This window comes from Bacillus sp. 22-7 (assembly GCF_010628845.1).
Taxonomy (GTDB): Bacteria; Bacillota; Bacilli; order Bacillales; family Cytobacillaceae; genus Cytobacillus; species Cytobacillus firmus_B.
Window position 1 is genome coordinate 91,288 of sequence record NZ_NJQY01000003.1, and the last position, 17,541, is coordinate 108,828.

General features: G+C 41.3%; 21 protein-coding genes. 6 read left to right on the forward strand and 15 right to left on the reverse strand.

Annotated elements, in window-relative coordinates; translation table 11 throughout:
• Positions 1-47: 47 nt before the first annotated feature.
• Entirely contained in the window at positions 48-1,844 is a 1,797-nt protein-coding gene (locus CE058_RS01820) for an ABC transporter substrate-binding protein (protein ID WP_163139909.1), read from the reverse strand.
• Positions 1,845-1,872: 28 nt separating this feature from the next.
• Positions 1,873-2,622, reverse strand: a complete 750-nt coding sequence (locus CE058_RS01825; protein WP_048009207.1) for a PIG-L deacetylase family protein — start codon at positions 2,620-2,622, stop codon at positions 1,873-1,875.
• A gap of 235 nt (positions 2,623-2,857) precedes the next feature.
• Between CE058_RS01825 and CE058_RS01830 the strand changes: the two genes are divergently transcribed.
• Complete coding sequence (locus CE058_RS01830) at positions 2,858-3,784, forward strand: cupredoxin domain-containing protein (protein ID WP_286167833.1); 927 nt, start codon at positions 2,858-2,860, stop codon at positions 3,782-3,784.
• A gap of 7 nt (positions 3,785-3,791) precedes the next feature.
• Here CE058_RS01830 and CE058_RS01835 read toward each other — a convergent pair whose 3' ends face one another.
• On the reverse strand, positions 3,792-5,165 hold the full coding sequence (locus CE058_RS01835) for an MATE family efflux transporter (protein ID WP_163139911.1): 1,374 nt from the start codon (positions 5,163-5,165) through the stop codon (positions 3,792-3,794).
• Positions 5,166-5,176: 11 nt separating this feature from the next.
• Positions 5,177-5,449: a metal-sensing transcriptional repressor gene (locus CE058_RS01840; RefSeq protein ID WP_048009204.1), complete on the reverse strand. Its 273-nt coding sequence runs from the start codon at positions 5,447-5,449 to the stop codon at positions 5,177-5,179.
• A gap of 251 nt (positions 5,450-5,700) precedes the next feature.
• Between CE058_RS01840 and CE058_RS01845 the strand changes: the two genes are divergently transcribed.
• The 5 genes from CE058_RS01845 to CE058_RS01865 all read left to right on the forward strand — a co-directional run bounded on the left by CE058_RS01845 (position 5,701) and on the right by CE058_RS01865 (position 7,926).
• A complete protein-coding gene (locus tag CE058_RS01845) occupies positions 5,701-6,507 on the forward strand; it encodes a hypothetical protein (RefSeq protein WP_163139913.1) in 807 nt (268 codons plus the stop codon).
• Positions 6,508-6,692: 185 nt separating this feature from the next.
• The gene (locus CE058_RS01850) at positions 6,693-7,181 is read left to right on the forward strand and encodes a sigma-70 family RNA polymerase sigma factor (protein ID WP_163139915.1); all 489 of its coding nucleotides are present in this window, start codon (positions 6,693-6,695) and stop codon (positions 7,179-7,181) included.
• Positions 7,182-7,242: 61 nt separating this feature from the next.
• A complete protein-coding gene (locus CE058_RS01855; RefSeq protein ID WP_048009201.1) occupies positions 7,243-7,461 on the forward strand; it encodes a DUF1659 domain-containing protein in 219 nt (72 codons plus the stop codon).
• Between the two features lie 41 nt (positions 7,462-7,502).
• A complete protein-coding gene (locus tag CE058_RS01860) occupies positions 7,503-7,721 on the forward strand; it encodes a DUF2922 domain-containing protein (RefSeq protein ID WP_048009200.1) in 219 nt (72 codons plus the stop codon).
• 19 nt (positions 7,722-7,740) lie between these two features.
• On the forward strand, positions 7,741-7,926 hold the full coding sequence (locus CE058_RS01865) for a YvrJ family protein (protein WP_483297529.1): 186 nt from the start codon (positions 7,741-7,743) through the stop codon (positions 7,924-7,926).
• A 61-nt stretch (positions 7,927-7,987) separates the two neighbouring features.
• Here the strand turns inward: CE058_RS01865 and CE058_RS01870 are convergent, their stop codons facing one another.
• The 11 genes from CE058_RS01870 to CE058_RS01920 form a co-directional block, all read right to left on the reverse strand.
• Positions 7,988-9,115 (reverse strand): NAD(P)/FAD-dependent oxidoreductase, encoded by a 1,128-nt coding sequence (locus CE058_RS01870; protein ID WP_163139917.1) that lies wholly within the window; start codon positions 9,113-9,115, stop codon positions 7,988-7,990.
• Between the two features lie 17 nt (positions 9,116-9,132).
• Positions 9,133-9,465, reverse strand: coding sequence for a DUF1904 family protein (locus CE058_RS01875; protein WP_163139919.1), 333 nt, complete (start codon positions 9,463-9,465; stop codon positions 9,133-9,135).
• Between the two features lie 85 nt (positions 9,466-9,550).
• Complete coding sequence (locus tag CE058_RS01880) at positions 9,551-10,624, reverse strand: NAD(P)/FAD-dependent oxidoreductase (RefSeq protein ID WP_163139921.1); 1,074 nt, start codon at positions 10,622-10,624, stop codon at positions 9,551-9,553.
• Positions 10,625-10,954: a (2Fe-2S)-binding protein gene (locus tag CE058_RS01885; protein ID WP_048009195.1), complete on the reverse strand. Its 330-nt coding sequence runs from the start codon at positions 10,952-10,954 to the stop codon at positions 10,625-10,627.
• A 29-nt stretch (positions 10,955-10,983) separates the two neighbouring features.
• Positions 10,984-12,063, reverse strand: coding sequence for an NAD(P)/FAD-dependent oxidoreductase (locus CE058_RS01890; RefSeq protein ID WP_163139923.1), 1,080 nt, complete (start codon positions 12,061-12,063; stop codon positions 10,984-10,986).
• Positions 12,053-12,376, reverse strand: coding sequence for a (2Fe-2S)-binding protein (locus CE058_RS01895; RefSeq protein ID WP_048009193.1), 324 nt, complete (start codon positions 12,374-12,376; stop codon positions 12,053-12,055). The genes CE058_RS01890 and CE058_RS01895 overlap by 11 nt, the downstream gene beginning before the upstream one ends.
• A 15-nt stretch (positions 12,377-12,391) precedes the next feature.
• Positions 12,392-13,192 (reverse strand): ABC transporter permease, encoded by an 801-nt coding sequence (locus CE058_RS01900; RefSeq protein WP_163139925.1) that lies wholly within the window; start codon positions 13,190-13,192, stop codon positions 12,392-12,394.
• Positions 13,189-14,106, reverse strand: coding sequence for an ABC transporter permease (locus tag CE058_RS01905; protein WP_163139927.1), 918 nt, complete (start codon positions 14,104-14,106; stop codon positions 13,189-13,191). Before CE058_RS01905 ends, CE058_RS01900 begins: the two co-directional genes overlap by 4 nt.
• A 5-nt stretch (positions 14,107-14,111) precedes the next feature.
• Positions 14,112-15,179 (reverse strand): ABC transporter ATP-binding protein, encoded by a 1,068-nt coding sequence (locus CE058_RS01910; RefSeq protein WP_048009190.1) that lies wholly within the window; start codon positions 15,177-15,179, stop codon positions 14,112-14,114.
• 16 nt (positions 15,180-15,195) lie between these two features.
• A complete protein-coding gene (locus tag CE058_RS01915) occupies positions 15,196-16,281 on the reverse strand; it encodes an ABC transporter substrate-binding protein (RefSeq protein ID WP_163139929.1) in 1,086 nt (361 codons plus the stop codon).
• Between the two features lie 203 nt (positions 16,282-16,484).
• Positions 16,485-17,204, reverse strand: a complete 720-nt coding sequence (locus CE058_RS01920) for a GntR family transcriptional regulator (RefSeq protein WP_163139931.1) — start codon at positions 17,202-17,204, stop codon at positions 16,485-16,487.
• Positions 17,205-17,541 lie beyond the last annotated feature (337 nt).

The following is a 17,541-nucleotide window of genomic DNA, read 5'->3' on the forward strand; positions in this document are numbered from 1 at the left end:
GAAAAAGGATTTCCCGTAAAATTTATTTTTACGGGAAAATAATCTGATTAAAAATCAAAGTCATCATTGTTTTTATCGCTTTTCTTCTTTTTTCTTAAAAAGAAGAACGCAATGATTCCAATTAAGAGTATTGCCCCAAATACATATAAAGTTGTGTTGTTTGCACCTTCAGAGTCTTCATTATTGCTTATTTTATTATCTGCAGATTTAGCATCATTTCCATTTTGATTCTTTGTAGTAAGATCTGTTTTTTCTCCTGAAATAAAGGACAATTTGTTAATTATGCCCTTACCTACTTGAAAAACATATTGGTCATACTTCACTGGATTAAAGGCATTCACAATTTCTTGATAGTAAAGAGTAACAAAAGGAGCATTATCTGCAACAAATGCCTGCATTTCTTTTATCAAATTCAGCCGTTCTGTTTCGTCGTACGTTACTTTTAATTTTTCACCCAGCTGATCAAACTCTGTATTCTTATATCCTCCGATATTAACTGATCCGATTGCTGGATCTGAATGGAATAGATCATTCATTCTGTCAGGAAACAACTGCATCGTATTTGACCAGCTCCAAACACCCAAATCATAATCTCTTCCTTTACTTACATCGAAATCCGGCCACATCAATGAGTCAACTGTCGTTGAATCCATGGCTTTCACTGTATTTTTAATGCCCACCTCGTTCAATGCTTCTGAAACTAATTCAGCCGTCCTGATTCTAATTGGATTTCCTGCATATACGAGCGTAGTTAAATCAATTTTATTCCCTTCCTGATCTTCTCTAAATCCATCTCCATCCTTATCTATAAAGCCTGCTGCTTCTAAAATTTGCTTGGCTTTTTCCTGATTATAAACCGGTTTAAGATCTTCATTATAATAGGAAGAAGAAGGATGAATAAACCCTGGACTTCCAACTTCTGCATATCCAAGCAGTACTGTATTCACTATGTTTTCTTTATCAATCGCGTAATCAATCGCCTGGCGAAACGGCGTTTCAGTCATTGGATATTTCTCTGCATTTATTTGAAATAGACTTGTACTATATCCAGGACCTCTTACAACCTTTAATGATGAATTTGATTCAAATTGTTCAACAAGTTCGGGAGAGATACTGGTTGAAATTACGTCTAATTCTCCAGCCTGAAGGGCATTGTACATGGCAGTCGTATCTTCAATAATTGGAAAAATCAATTCATTAATCGGCGGAGTACCTTTAAAATATTCTTCGTTAGATTTCATTTTGTAGTATTGTCCTGATTTATGCTCTTCCAGTATATAAGGACCACTACCAAGCGCATTTGTTTCTTCATCTGGGTTTTTCACATTAGACCATATATGCTGAGGTAAAATAGGCAAGTCGGACAGAGGCTGGATCATGAAGTTTGGATCAGCTTGGGATAATACCAGCTTTATACTTGTCTCACTTAAAACCTCAATTGAACTGATTGCTTTTAACGGATTAGTAAATCGGGATTTTGGATATTCAATAAAATAATCCATGGTAAACTTCACATCTTCTGCAGTTAGCGGCTCACCATCATGCCATTTAACATTTTCATGCAAATTTAATTCATACGTTTTTCCGTCTTCACTTACTGTATAATCTTTTACGAGCCAAGGCTGAGGCTTGTTATTTTCATCCAAGTTAAAAAGAGTATCATAGAGTAAATTCACCAAATCCAGTCCCGGATAACCCGTTATATACGTATATGGATTTAAACCATTTTCATCTTTCGTTATGCCCACTTTTAAGGATTTGACTGCCTCTTCAGCATGGACCGGCTGAAAGCCCGAAAATAATAGCATAATCATTAAGCCGAGACTCAGAAAAGACTTTTTCATCTTCACTCCCCCTAATTGGTTATTTTCTTTATTTAATTAACTCGTCCAGATGAAAGTTACCTTCCCTTCTGTAAGCTTCTGCAAGCGCAAAATGACCGTGAGTAGCAAGGCCATGATAGACATGTACTGCTTTATCCAGCACCTTATGGATCGCCCTGCCTTTTTCATGGAAATTGTTTAGTTGAGAGAATCCAGGAGATAAGATTTCCGCTGCTTTGGAATCGAGCATGTCATCAAAATGCATTCCGCTAAACTCCATTTGGCTCTCAAGCATATCCATAGCCGCTTCTTTTTTATCCCATACATCTGATATATCAATGACAGTATTAGGGTGGTGCGGTGTCATATAATAGATTGTTGGAATAGGGTGCGGGTTTAATCCTGGTGTTTCATCCAGTGCAAAGTCTCTGCTAGCCAGTGCAATTGACTCAAGTAATAATGTCATGGCTGGACGGCGATCCGGATCTAAATCATGGAAAGAGTGTTCGGGATCTTGTGTAATTATAATGTCAGGCTTCACTTCCCTTATTACCTTGATTAATTTCACTTTTGACTCCTTACTTAAATCAACCGTTCCATATTGAAAATTTAAAAATGACACATTAACACCTAATGTCTGTGCTGCATTTCTAACTTGGGGCTGGCTTGATTCTCGACAAAGCATGATAGTTGCATATGACTCGCCCCCGCTTAAAACATTTTTTGCCAGAGCTCCTCCGCATTCAACAACTTCCATACCATAGACACCTAGGAATAAAACTCTTTGACCTTTCGACATCTCCTTAAACCTCCTCATAATGTACAGTACCCCTCTATCGTATATCCGGGTATTAAATCACATGATAATACCAAACTTATAATTTGTAAATACTGAATCGTTAGAAAATTTTTAATTTTTATATTTCTATTTTTTAAATTGGTGAATATTGCCTGATCCTCACTAGAATAAAATTATTAGCATGGCATGTCTTTCAGGTACATATCATTTAGCAATACAAGGGGGGTTGATAATTGTGAGTTTATTTCACTATTTTGTGCTTGCAACTTTATCAGGGATTGCCATATTAGTATCTTTAATCGCTCGTAAATTAAGAGAGCGATTGACAAATATGCATGCTATGATCATTGCGATGATGATGGGGATGAATATTGGGTTAACCGCCGGGGTGCTGTTCGGATCACTCTATCAGGGAGATTTATATTCTTCCACTTTAATCTCTATCGGAGTCGGTGCTGTTGGAGGCTTAGTCTGCGGATTAAGTTTGGGTACCCTGTCCTCTATTGAAGGTTTTATGTCTGGTCTTATGGGTGGAATGATGGGAGCAATGCTAGGGGAGATGATTACGCATGAGCAAGCTGCTGTCTTATTGAATATTATGCTTACACTAACCACAAGTTCATTATTTTTATTTTTTATTTTACCTGATTCAAAAGAGTATGAAAATGAAGTTAACAACAAGAGCTGGCTTTTAAAACCATTTTTAACATTTGTTCTCCTCTTATCTTTTCTGCTCTTTGGAAATCAATTGGACAAAAACATTGCTTTTTCAGACTCGAATTCATCAGGTCAGCATCAACATGGCATTCAAAATAATTCCGCAATAGAAGATCAAAAGATTATATTAAATGTTCACCCATCAGATTTTAGTTATTCACCTTCAGAAATTATTGTGGAAAAGAATCAAGCTGCTTCTATTACATTAAATAATCAAGATCAACTTGATCATGATATAGAAATAAAGAACTTAAGTTTCCAAGGAGGTTCAGTTAGCCAGCATACTGAGCACACTTCCGGTGGAGCAGATTTTCATTTGCATGCTTCAGCCAACAGTTCCGCAGCTATTACTTTTACACCTACCAAAACGGGCGTCTATGAGTTTTATTGTACTCTTCCTGGACATAAGGAAAGCGGCATGACGGGGAAGTTAATTGTAAAATAAAAAAAAGTCAGTTCCCCGCAGCCTTTGCGGAAGGAACTGACTCTTCTTTTTTCCACTTTCCATTTCGGAAATTCTTTAAAAGAAAGGCCGCTCTATAGAGATTATCCAATCCAATAGCAATCCAAATTCCTGCTATGCCTAACCCAAGAGTTATTCCGAGAAAGTAAACCCCGCCAGTTCTGATAACCCAAATACCAATTAAAGTTAAGTAAAAAGGATATTTAGTATTTTCTGCACCCTGGTATATTCCAGTTAAGATCAATACAATGGCCAAAATAGGCTGTATGAAAGCATCAATTTGCAAGGCTGTTTTTATTTGATTTATTACTGCAGCATCAGATGTGAAGAACCCTCCGATCCATTCACCGCCAATGAATAAAAGAATCCCAAATAAGCTCATGACTGCAGTTCCTATCCACAGCGAATACCTTGCATATTCCTTGGCCTTCTCAACCTCTCCAGATCCAATGCATTTACTTACAAGAGTAGTAGCTGCAGTTGCAAAACCATAACCAATCATAAAGGCAAACACTTCAATGTTTCCGGCAATCTGGTGGGCAGCAAAAGTGTTAATTCCAATACTGACAATAAGGCCAAAATAGAGCACTTGACCGACTCTCATTGCTAATCTTTCTGCAGCAGCAGGACTGCTCAGTGAAATTATTTCCAGCAGCATCGTTTTATTTATCCACCAAAAATCACTTCTCCACTCAATCATATTTGCTTTTCTAATATAAATAAATAATCCAATTGAACCTATCAGACGGGAGATAAGAGTAGCATAAGCTGCCCCTTCAATACCTAAAGCAGGAATAAATAAAAACCCAAAAATCAGAATATAGTCTAACAAAATATTTATTAAATTAATGAATATACTAATCTTCATTGGTGATTTTGTATCACCATTTCCTCTTAAAACACTGCTTAATACGAACATGAGTGAAATAAAAATGGAAGGAATCGCTACTATTCTAAAATAAGAATTAGCTGCAGAAAGTACACCCTTTTCCACTCCCATTAAACGCAGTAATTCTTCTGAGAAAAACAGGGTTAATAAACCAAAAAACACCCCGAAAAAACTCGCTAAGAGAATCGATTGAGCTGTAACTTCTTTGACTCTTTCTTGTCTCCCTGCCCCTATGTACTTTGCAACGTAAACATTAGCTGAAATTCCAATCGCCATAAAAATAGCAAAGTAAATAGCGAGGATCGCATTCGTTACTCCAACTGCACTAACTTCAATTAGGCCCAGCTTCGAGACAAACAGCGTGTCTACAAAACCGAGAATCATCTGAAAAAAGTTCTCAATGACTACTGGTATTGCTAATAAGAGAATGGTTTTAATAATACTTGAACGGGTTTGTTCTTTAGCATCCTCCATAACAGCACCCCTTATTTAATGAATTTATCAATAGAGTCATTAAGCTGCTTTAACATTTCTTCTTCTTTTCCGCTTTTAACAGCTTCGATAAGGCATCCCTCTATATGATCCTTTAAAATGAGCTTTCCACAGCTATCTACAGCTGAACGGACAGCAGATAGCTGTATCAACAAATCGTTGCAATCTCTCCCCTCTTCGGTCATTTTCTTTATTGCCCGGACATGCCCTTCAATTTTAGCTAAACGATTTACAATACTTTTTCTGTGTTTATGATGATTATCCACATACCCACCCCTTACCCCCCATAGGGGTTATTACTAAATTAATATTAGCACATTTTTTAAATATTCGAAATTTTTTGCAGTAAATCTAATAAATCAAGCAGATAAAAAAAGCATAGGAAGAATATCCCCTAATGATCTTACTTATTCTCTTTCAGTAACCCGTTCACAAATCTGTCACACCCATCCCAAAACCACCCTGCCCAAGTCCCCCCTTGATTTATATATAGAAGGTGAAAGGGTGGTGCATTTTTATGAATTTGAAATCAGGCAGTGTGGACCAGTTTGAACAGTTTTCTCAGTTTAAAGATCTTCAGGAGTTTAATGCCCATTTGGAAATGTGGCTATCGGTGTATAAGGACAAGTTTTCTAAGGGTGAGCTGGCTGGTTTAAAGAGGCTGGTTCGTTTTGCTGCGAAAATCCCGGGGGTATCTAATGCCAAGATTGGCACTGTTTTAAAAGCGATTCACGAAGAATATCACGGCAATGGTATTTCCCGCTCAACTTTTAAAAGAATGATTGCCAAGGCAGCAGAGATCGGTATTTTTACTGTTCATGAAACTGAGAGAAAAAACGGCTCACAGTCCAGCAACTTATATGTTTTTAATCGTTTTCCAAAGAGTGAACCACCTAAGAAAGATAAATTGGACCGCCCTAATAAAACTATCAATCTTTCTAAAACTAATAAAAATCAAAAGATTACTAAACGTAACGAAACCGTCCTTGATCACACTTTTACGAGTGACCGTGTACCACAATCATTTATCAGTATCGTAAAGTACTTTTTTTCTGAAGCCAAGCAGATAGAGGAGTTTTGGAGAATGGCATCACTTGCAGCCTATAAAAATAATTGTGAGTTGAACACTATTTTAGAAACAGCCATCCATTCCTTTAAGCAGCTGATCAGGAAAATGAAAACCAGCGCCATTGCTAAGCCCGCTGCTTATTTCTACGGAATCCTGAATAAGAAATTTGAAGAAAAATACTTTGAAGAATTGCATGAAATGGGGTTCCCGGCTGAAGACAATGCCTTTTCGCTAAATTTTTTTTACAAAAAGTAGCTAACTGCCCCTTTGCTGGGAGTTAGACCCCCTAACTTCAGACTTAGACCCCTTAACTCCGGACTTAGGGGGAGTAAAAGGCCGATTTACGACTTTTGCTGGATTCGTAAAAAATTAGCTGTCAGGATATGTTTGAGCTACCCGGGAATACACAGAGAGCGCGCTTTCCTTGAAGGGACATTTTCATGGAGAGTTTTGAACAGATATCAGCACAATATGAACCTATGATTCATGATATCATGCATAAATTGAACATCTATAAAAATACTGAGGAATTCCACCAGCTGGGTTTAATCACACTTTGGCAGGCGTGGAAAAATCATGACGATGAAAAAGGGACCTTCCTTTCCTACGCTTACAGTATGGTAAAAGGACATATGATGATGGAATTAACGAGACAAACAAAGCAGATTGATCGATATATCTATCCAGAAGCAGACTTCTGGGAATTCATCGAAGACACCTCACCAGTCTCAAGCCCGGAGCTCACACAGGAACTTTACAAAAAATGCGGAATGTTATCTGAAAACCAAATGAAATGGCTCCACTATACTTTATGTGATGGGCTGTCTGTCAGGGAAATTGCTGAAAAAGAACGGGTCTCCCTGTCTGCAGTCAAAAACTGGCGGCAAGGTGCCCGCGAGAAGCTGAAGAAAATAATGCCGTTTAATTAAAAATCACCCTGTCCTTTTCCCCCTCAAAAATATATATAAAAGGTGAAAGGAGGTGAATGAGATGGCACAAGCAATTATCACTGATTCCAAACTTCGCCTGGTATTTGAAACAGGCCTTAATGGGCAGGGCAAGCCGGTTCACAAATCAAAAACCTACAGCGGCGTAAAGCAATCTGCCACAGCAGACCAGCTTTTCACGGTTGGACAGGCGATCGCCGGACTTAGCAGCTATCCATTAGCTGAAATCAACAGGAATGACAGCTTCGATATTTTAGGCTAAACAAACTATTAAAAACCAAAAATATAAGGAGGGAATATTAAATGGCTAAATCATTAGAAATGACTTTTATCTCTGAACTGGGCAAGCCAACAAAACTTTCTGTTGATAACCCGATTGAACCCATTGATCCTGCTGCGGTAAAAGCAGCCATGGAGCAAATCATTGCTGCCAATGCATTTGAAGGCAATGGCGGAGATTTGGTTTTAGCGGAAAGTGCCAGATTAGTTGAACGGAATGTAACTGAATATGAATTAGTATAATCATCAGTGGCCGGATTCCTTGGAACCCGGCCATTTTTACAATACTCACCAGAAAGGAGCAGCTGCCGTGGAACAGATGGTCATATTCATCAGTGAGCTCGGCTTCCCGATCGCCGTCACGTTTTTCCTGCTGAACCGGATCGAAGCGAAGCTTGATGTTGTGGTGTCTTCCATTCAAGGATTGCCGGAACGATTGAAGGAATAGGAAAAACAAATATGCTGCCATAAAAACTATATGGCAGCTCCTGTTTATCTAACTATTAGACTCACTTTATTCCTGCTTCCAAGCCTTTTCTTAATGGATCATAGGGTGACAGATCTAGTTCCAACTCCCTTTTCAATGCAAGATCTGCAGCAAGGGTGCCCACGTAAGGTCCCATTGTAAGCCCTGATGCCCCTAATCCTGTTGCGATAACCAGCCCCTCTGCAGCAGGAACCGTACCCAGCAGCGGCAAGATATCAGGTCCAGCTGGACGGAAGCCAATCCTTACTTCTTTTAGCGTGCTTTCAGCTAATCCTGGTGCAACTGTTAATGCTTCATCCAGAACTTCTTTCACACCTGCCGCCGTCAGTCTATAATCAAACCCGGATCCCGTTTCCCTGGTAGCTCCAGCCACCACTTTTGAATGGTCGAAAGCTACTAAGTAATGAGTGCTTTGCGGAAGGACAACCGGCCAACTGGAAGTATCCACACTGTTCATTTCCAGATGGGCAATTTGCCCGCGCTGGGGCTCGATTTTAAGATCAATGCCCAACGGTGCAAGTAAGTCCTTAGCCCATGCACCTGCAGTAACGATAACTGCATCGGCAGCAATGACATTCCCGTTCACTTTTACTCCTGTAACCTTATTATTATGAAATACAAGGTCACCTTCACCTTCAATTATGGCAGCACCATGTTTTTTTGCGCCATTTAGCATAGCGTCTCTTAACAGCCTGCCATCCAATCTAGCTGCACCCGTAACATGGACAGCCTGCAGATCCTCCCTGAGCGGCGGATAAAGTTCCCTGGCTTCCGCTGCTGTTAATCTCGTAATCTTCCCTACCTCAGGGGTTTCAGCTTTTTTTTGACGAACATTCACCTCGATCTCATCCATCTCATCAGAACTGCTGCTGACTGCCAGAGCTCCTACCATTCCATAACCAAAATTGTCTTCACCATCTTGTTTAAGATTTGCTATTAAAGATGGATAGTAAAGCGCTCCACGTTTTGCAAGGGTGTACCAATCTTTATGATCCACTCTGGAAATCCAAGGGCAAATGATTCCTGCGCCAGCAGCAGTTGCCTGTCCCTCATGTGCTTTATCAATAATGACTACCTCTGCACCTTCTCTGGAAAGGTGATAGGCTGCACTTGAACCGACAATTCCGGAGCCTATGACTGCTATTTTCATGGCTGAACTCCCTCCTTTTAATCCGCAAAACTCTTCCCATTCAAATAATAATCAGCCTCTAAAAATGCAGTAAATGCCACCTCAACCTCCGGCACTCCAAGCGACTGAACATGATTCGAAACAATTCCGGCAAATTGGTTTTGGACCGCTTTGCCCCTGTCAAACCACTTTACTTCTATAAATGGATATGCTGGAACTTCATTTTTATCAAACACAAAAGTTGAATTCAGAACTTCCAGTGTAAAGTTATCTTCTCCGCAGTCACAAAGCCGAGCCAGGTCTTTCACCAGCTGCGTGCTGATTTCCTTCGTCTGATCCACTGAAATTCCTCTTATAAACAAATGCGGCATCTAAATTCCTCCATTCTTGTTTACATAATATTTTTCCTGACACCTGATTTAAAAGTTATAATATTATAACTTAATAAAATTCACTCTAACCAAACCTGCTTAAAGAATACCTGTCGATCGGAATGGACGTTTCCCCATCCATGATTAACTCTGTTATAAGAGTGCCAATTAAAGGAGAAAGTGTAACTCCGCTATGGGTCGCTGCTACATAAAGGTTTTCATGGCCTGGTACTTTACCAAGAATCGGAAAGCCGTCCTCAGGCATAGCCCGGATTCCGGAAAAGGCGCGGACAATTTTAGCTTTTCTTAATCCGGGTACATATTGGACTGCCATATTGGCTGTTTCCTGAATGACATCAAGCGTTGTTGCCCGATTAAATCCGGCTTCTTCCATTGAATAACCCATCAGAACTTCCCCATTGTTTGCCTGCCTTAATCCGCTGATTGTAAAATTTAAGAAAGGCTTCAATGGTTCAGACACCAGGATCTGCCCTCTCAGTTGATTAACAGGAATCTTCACTCCAAGCATGTCACCGATTTCTCTTGACCACGTACCGCCAGCAAGAATCAGATTTTTGCATTCAAACGCACCCTTATCTGATACAACTGAATATTTTCCATCCTGCTTTTTAATCTCCGTTACCTTATTATAAGTAGAATACCGGACGCCATTTCTTTTAGCTGCCCGCATGTACATATCAATCAAGCGGAATGGATTGACATTGCCATCAATGGAGCTGTAAGTAGCCCCTGCTACTTCCGGATTCATATAGGGCTCTTTTTCGAGAACTTCTTCCCTGGATAACACTTTGATTTTGATGCCAATTTTGCGGTAAGATTCTGCAAGTTTCTGTGCCTTTTCACGATCGCTTTCATTGAAAAATGGCGAAAGTCCCCCTGTCCGCTTATATTCAACATCCCCTATCTTTTTAGACAGATAAGGGTAGAGTTCTGCACTGTACATACTAAATTCCGCATACCATGAAGGTGTTTTATTATGTACCCATACCCAGGCCTGGGTGGATCCGGAGGTGCCTGACATGGGGTATTTTTTATCAAGCACAAGCACGCCTTCTTTGTACCGTTCAGAAAGGTGGTAAGCAATTCCGCTGCCCACTACGCCCCCTCCGATGACAATTGTTTCATAATTGGTTTCCAATTACCTCACCTTCCCTTCTTCCAATTCCACCTCATCCAGAACAGACTTGACCGCACTAAAGGAGGTACTGTTCGTTGCCAGCGTTTCAAGCTTAATGGGGGATAGAGGCATTCTCATTCTTGGCAGCGGAATCTCTGAAGGTGATAACCCAGTCTGCTGGTGAATAATTTCTGCCACCATGCTGGTGCAGATTTTTGCCTGACAGGGACCCATCCCGCAGCGGGTAATCCTCTTCACATCATCAAAGGTCCTTCCTCCATTGCTGATAACTTCTTCCACTTCTTCACAGCTGATTTCTTCACATCTGCAGATGATTGTCGATTTATCCAACTTATTCACCTTCTTCTCTCTTTTCCTATCTAGTAGATAAATTGATCTTTCAGTACTGGGTTTGCGAATTTCTCGAGATGGTTGACTCTTCCGCTGTGCATTTCTTTGTCCTCCAATAATTCGAGTTCATTCCAAAGTGCCTCTCTAATCTCATGTGCCTCAAGCGCACTAATTGCCTGCAGTTCTTCACTTGCACTGATGCCGGCAATCATTCCTGTTAAAAGCAACGGACCATGAGTGCTGATGCCAGCTGCATTCCCGGCTATGAATACATCTTCCCTATCGGTTTGGAATCTATTATTATATTGCGGAATCCATCCTCCCAGCTCCTCTTGAAATCCAAAGGAACAGCCCAGCTGATAAAAAACATCCAGTATGGGTGCCCTGCCTCCATCCATACAAACGAGGTCCACATTCAGGGTAATGACTTCATCCGGCAGCGCAACATCAATCTGTTCCACCTGCCCATTTCCTCTTGCTTCTTTTATAAAACTATTAAAATAAAATGGAATTCCGCTCCGTGACAGTTCGCTCACTTTTTCCTGCTCTTTTGCCAAAGCTCCACTTTGTTTTTCTATAATTGCTTTGACCCGGATACCCACATCCATCAGCTGTATAGCCGTTTCCATGGCAAAATCACTGGAGCCCACAATCACAGCTTCTCTCCCAGGCATCACAAAATCACGATTGATCAGTGTCTGTGCAGCACCGATTGTCATAATCCCCGGCATTGTCCATTTTGGAAAAGCAACAGCCTTTTCAGCTGCTCCGGAAGCCACTATAATCTTTTTTGCATTTACAGGAAATACATTTTCTTCATCTGTAATTCCAGCACTTCCATCAGCGTAAAATCCGACAACACGGTGATTTAGGAGCTGCCTCACATTATAATCCTTAATCTGCTGGATCAGTTTATTTGCCAATTCAAAGCCGCGCATGGATTCATATAGGGAAGGAAGCGGGCGCAGCGCTTGAGTCTGCTGGTTAAGCTGCCCGCCAAGCTTGGAAGCTTCGTCAACAATGGTTACATCCAGTCCCCTTGATGCCGTCTCAATTGCTGCCGACAGGCCTGCAGGACCCCCTCCAATGATCAGTACGTCAGTCTTCATCAATGTCCCTCCTTACCTCGGGGTCATCCATATTCGGGTATATTCGCATGCCATCTTCCACTTCTGTCATGCAGCTCCGTACATGGTCCTCACCATCAATGGTCATATAGCAGCTGCAGCATCTTCCGCGGGAGCAGAATAATCCTCTGGATTGGACCAGCTTCCGGCTGACACCCAATTTCTTAATTCCATTTGCCATTAAGGCGGCAGCGACTGATTGCTGCGCATAGGCCTGATATGGCTGGTCATTGAAATAAATGGTTACAGGCTTGTGAAGCTGCCTGTCAAGAACAGGATGTTTCTCAATGTGCATAAAGACCTCTCCTATCTAATTTTTCGAGGAAAACACTTTCCCTACACCAAGCACTCTTTCAATTATGAGCATTAATACAACAGTGAATAGAATCATGATGCTTGATACGGATGTAATAATCGGATCATATTGATATTGCATGTATGTGTAGATCCGCACTGGCAGTGTCACGACATCGGTGCTGACAATGAATAAGGCAACTGTTAAATCATCGAATGAAGTAATAAAGGCAAAAATGGCGCCGGCTATAACGCCTGATTTAATGATCGGCAGAGTGATTTGAAAGAAAACTTTCATCGGTCCTGCACCAAGGTTCAAGGCCGCTTGTTCGATAGAGCGGTCGAAACCTACTAAGCTTGCAACAACCAGACGCATCACAAATGGAACCGTTAAAATGATATGCCCTAAAATTAAAGCAATCGGACTGGCAGCTAAACCTATCCATGAGTAAAACTGCAAGAGAGCCACACCAAACACGACCGATGGTATTAAAAGTGGCGATCCCACTAATTGAACAATCGCTGTCTTTCCTTTAAATTGGCGCCTGACTACTGCAAGCGATGCAAGGGTGCCAATGGCAGTCGCAATAATGGCGGTTCCGAAAGCCACAATAATGCTCAGTGTAAAGGACTGCATAAATTCCGGATGTTCAATTAATTCTGTGTACCATCTGAGAGTCAGGCCTTCTGGCGGGAATACAATGTATTCGGTAGTTGTTAAGGAGGAAAGCAAAACAACCACGATTGGTGCCAGCAGGAAAATATAAACCATTAAACAAACAAAGTTAAAGAAATACTTGGGAAGCCTCCTGCTCATTGTATGGCCACTCCTTTCTCAGACCTGGCAAGGATTTTGCTGTATGCGATGATGGTAATGGTGGCAATCAGGATTAGCAGGAAGCCGATTGCGCCACCATACGGCCAGTTCAGCATGACAGCTACCTGTTCATACGTTAAATAGGACATAACTTTCACTTGCGGACCTCCAAGAATGGCCGGTGTAACGAAAGAGCTGACGCTTAAGCTGAACACCATTACCGATCCGGCGAAAACACCAGGCAAGGTTAACGGAAGCAAAATGGAAAAGAATGTTCTGAAGGAGCTGGCCCCAAGATTCTGCGAGGCTCTGATGACAGAAGGGTCTATTTTTTCGAGTGAGCCCATGACGCTCAGCACCATGTACGGGAAAAGAACATGCACCATTCCGATGACCACACTTAATTCGGTGTATAAGAGGGTTAAAGGCTGATCAATCCAGCCCAGCTTTAATAGTGTATTGTTGACAACACCGTTGTTGGATAACAGAATCACCCAGCCGTAGCAGCGTATAACCATGCTGATCAGAAGCGGAGAAAGCACCAGAAGGGTTAAATAATTTCTGGCTCTTCCCTTTGATCTGGAAATCTGAAAAGCTACCGGGTAAGAGATAACGATAGTAATCAATGTTGTTAAAAGAGCGATTTTGACAGTTCGCCAGACCACTCCAAGATAAAAAGGATCTGACATGAACTTGATGTAGTTCTGGAGCGTCCACTCATTTCCGACTCCTGTACTGGCATCAAAACTTTTAAAGCTAGTTATGAATAAGAAAAACAATGGCAGCAAAAAGAAGAAAATGAAGATCCCCAGCGTTGGAAGTAAAAGCAGCCACGTATCAAGCCGTTTTTTATTCACATTCTTTTTCTTTTGCTGAAGCAATAAGTCATGTTCCGTTCCGATTCCGGCTTGCATGTGAGTCACCTCGCCATTCTCGAAGGCAGCAGGTCTTCCGGGTTCCAATAAGTGTAGACACTGTTTCCTTCTTTTATTTCGGTGGGATTCAAAACAGTATTGGATATATCTGCAATAAGGTGACGATCTTGCACCCTCAAGATATATCTGGTCTTGGCTCCAAGAAACATTTTCCTTTCCACCTTGGTTTGAAAAGACTCATCTGATTCGGCTAATGCGATTTGGATTTTTTCCGGCCGGATGAAAAAGTGAACTTCGGAATTCTTCACCGATGGTACGGAAACGATCTGTTCATTCCCAAAGAAATGCATTTTGCATTTCTTATTATCATAGGTTTCCAGAACCTTCCCCTGAATGTGGTTCACTTCCCCTATAAACTGGGACACGAAGTCAGTCTTTGGATGGTTATATATGGATGCCGGATCATCTACCTGTTCAATCCGCCCCTCATACATGACCGCAATCCGGTCTGATATGGCCAATGCTTCTTCCTGATCATGTGTGACAAATATGGTTGTAATCCCCACCTGCTTCTGGATATCAACAATTTCTTCACGCATTTCCTGGCGCAGCTTGGCATCAAGATTGCTCAATGGCTCATCCAGAAGAAGCACCTTCGGCTTAATGACCAGTGCCCTCGCCAATGAAACCCGCTGCTGCTGTCCTCCGGAAAGTTCCTTTGGATATCGTTTTTCATAGCCAGCCAGACGAACCATTTCCAATGCTTCAAGCACCCTTTTGCTGATTTCACTTTTTGGCACTTTACGGAGCCTAAGCCCATAGGCGACATTATCAAAAACCGTCATGTGCGGAAACAAAGCATAGTTTTGGAACACCATGCCCATTTCTCTTTTATTGGGAGGAAGCAGGTGAACGGGTTTGCCGTCCACCTCAATCTTCCCGCCATCCACCTCAAGAAATCCGGCGATCATATTCAGTGTTGTCGTTTTGCCGCAGCCCGAAGGCCCCAAAAAGGAGACCAGTTCCCCTTTTTGGATGTCAAGGCTGAGCTTTTTAACCACTTCTGTTTTATTAAAGGTCTTAACCACATTTTCCAGGCTTAAGTAACTCATTCGTTTCCCCTCTCTTTTAATGGGCTACTTCGATTTCTTTATTGGCCCGTTCTGTCCACTCTGCCCGTTTTGCATTAACAGTTTCCCAGTCAACTTTGATCAATTTGGCAATCTCCTCTTCCCCATAAGCCACTTTGTCGACGATGTCTCCTTCAAGCTTCACATTCTTATTAACCGGACCGTCAAACAAGGAGTTGGCAAATAGAAGCTGTGCTTCTTCATCCAGAACAAAATTGACAAATTCCTGAGCAAGATCCCCATTTGGAGCATCCTTCACCACACTGACAGTTGCCATCAGCGCTGGAGCCCCTTCTTCCGGAATGACATACTCAATCGGGAATCCGCTATCCTGGAGGGTAAACACCCGGCTGCTTCCCCATGCACTTGCTACTGTCTGCCCTTGCAGGAAGTAGTTGGATACGTCAGCTGTTTTATCAAAAGTAATGGCGTTTTGGGCAATTTCCTTCATTTTTTCAAAGCCTGGTTCAATGTTCTCTTCATCTCCGCCATTGGCAATGGCAGTCATGAGCAGAAAATGAACTCCATACGTATTTGCAATGGAAGGCAGTACGAGTTTTCCTTTATACTTCGGATCGGCCAAATCATTCCAGGATGTCGGCGGTTCCCAGCCATTCTGTTCGAAGACATCCTTGTTATAAGCCAAGCCGGTTGAAATGATTCCAAATCCAACACCCACATTATCCTTGTCTTTTGCAATATCATAGACATCTGCGAGATTCGTAACAACACTCTCATCCATTGGCGCCAGCAATCCAAACGCCTTTGCCTGAGCTTGAGGTCCATCATCAAGGAAAGCTACATCAATTTGAGGATTATCCTTTTGAGCCTGAAGCTTGGATAAGGTATCAACAGAGCTTCCCGTAATATATTTCACCTTTACGCCATGCTCTTTCTCAAACTTTGGGATCAAGTCCTCCTTCATCTTTTGCTCATAGCTTCCTCCATATGCCGCTAAGACAAGTGTCTTTCCATCACTTTTTCCTGATCCTTCATCTGCAGAACTTCCTGTTTGGCCGCTGCATCCTGCAGCCGTGACAAGCAATAAACAAAGCAATACAATTAAATAAGCTTTCTTTTTCAACTCATTTTCCCCCTCGTTTATTTTTGCTTTCGTGAACTTAAGGAGCTGTTCTAAGATGAAGACTTGATAAAAGCGATACCCCCTTTATAATTTAGATCAATCTATTAAAAGAGATTGATTTATATATAAAATATAAAGATATAATATTATAACTTTATATCTTTTATATTTATAAATTGTCCTATGGGATTTCTGCAATTTTTTTACAATTGAACCTCTGTATAATAAACCTCTTTATCACTGCGGATATAGAATTTAGAGAACTCAATAATGTCTTCTTGCTTTGTGTATGTAGTACGCTCCCACTCAAACACCGGAGTCCCCGGTTCCACATGAAGCAGTTTAGCCTGATGATCAGGAAGGATATATGGCCGGATAAATACCTTAGCCCGGTTTAGTGCTATATGGAAACTGTTTTTTAAGATGTTAAAGATTAGGTCGTTATTAATCATTTCAGGTGTAAGCCCCTGACATTTATCCGCTGGAAGATAGGTATATTCCAGTGCGAGAGGATCATTGTTTTCCACTTTTAATCTCTCAATTCTGATCACCTCATCCTCAGGATCAATCCTTAACTTCTGGGCAATTTCAGAACCTGCTGTTTCATATTTAAAGCTGATCATTTCATGCGGATGTTCCTGTTCCGAACCGGTGGAAAGCGAAATGATGGAATTAAGGTCCTGCTCTTTTGCAGCTCCAGATACAAAGGTTCCCTTGCCTCGCTGCCTGAATAGATAACCTTTATTCACAAGCTCAATCACGGCTCTTTTAACCGTAATGGTGCTGACATCGAATCGGTCGGATAGTTCCTGCTCAGTCGGCAGCTGGCTCCCTACCTCCCACTGGCCTGAAATGATTTTTTCTTCCAGAATCTGCTCTACTTGTCTATATAGGGGTATATGTAAACTTTTATCTATCTGCATTTCTGTATCTCCCTTGAAAGAATATAATGTTATAACTTTATATTATTTAATAATTTATCTGTTTTTGTGCTAGTTGTCAATATTTTTTGAAAATTTGATCAATATTAAATTAATGCTCTGCTTTCTTGGCCGTTATTCACCCGGATTAACCGACCATTTCCCTCGGTCTCCTCTCCTTTTGGTCGTTATTCTTCCTGATTAACTACCATTTCCCTCGGTCTCCTTTCCTTTTGGTCGTTATTCTTCCTGATTAACTACCATTTCCCTCGGTCTCCTCTCCTTTTGGTCGTTATTCTTCCTGATTAACTACCATTTCCCTCGGTCTCCTCTCCTTTTG